This is a genomic window from Klebsiella sp. A-Nf5, from assembly GCF_002810545.1.
GTDB classification, from domain to species: Bacteria; Pseudomonadota; Gammaproteobacteria; order Enterobacterales; family Enterobacteriaceae; genus Klebsiella; species Klebsiella variicola.
The window spans coordinates 1-535 of sequence record NZ_PIOG01000224.1 but is presented as its reverse complement, the minus strand read 5'-3'; the positions used below and the strand labels follow the sequence as shown (position 1 = coordinate 535).

At 34.8% G+C, this 535-nt stretch carries 1 protein-coding gene; it reads left to right on the top strand.

The features are described from left to right. Positions 1–399, top strand: a 399-nt coding sequence (locus tag CWM53_RS22065; protein ID WP_206062631.1) for a hypothetical protein, incomplete at its 5' end; no start/stop codon positions are given. Between the last annotated feature and the right edge of the window lie 136 nt (positions 400–535).

Sequence of the window (535 nt, the reverse complement as noted above, 5' to 3'; positions counted from 1 at the left end):
CTACATATGAGAAATAGCATCAAGCTGAATATGGAAAAATCGGCCGAAAAAGTGGCCGAGTTCGATTCTTGGCTTCCTAATATTATCGGCTGGGAGCTTAATATATCTGGATTCAAAAATAGAGTTATCAAGGACGAAAAAGAGCTAAAAAGGCTAATAAAAATTTATATTAAACATCCTTTCAATAGCAGACTGACAGGTATCTTGTTGACTAATGGAGTTACTAATAGATTCGCTGAAGATATTGAAAGTAATCTAGATAAATATTTTTTATATAAAGCATATTTAAACCTCAATACTAATCCCATGAAAGAGGAATTGATTGACGGAATAGTGACTAAAGTTGAGGAAATGGTTGATATTTACAAATCAGAGCTCAATGCATTCAGTTTTAAATAATATATTTAGCAAAAAAGGGGCCGAAGCCCCTTTTGATTTTGCGCTGAAAAAAGTGTTGCTAAGATGCTAGAAGCTATGGTTAAAGAACGTCTGCCGTAATGTCTATCACAGCGTTGAGCGGTCTGGCCATGTTACA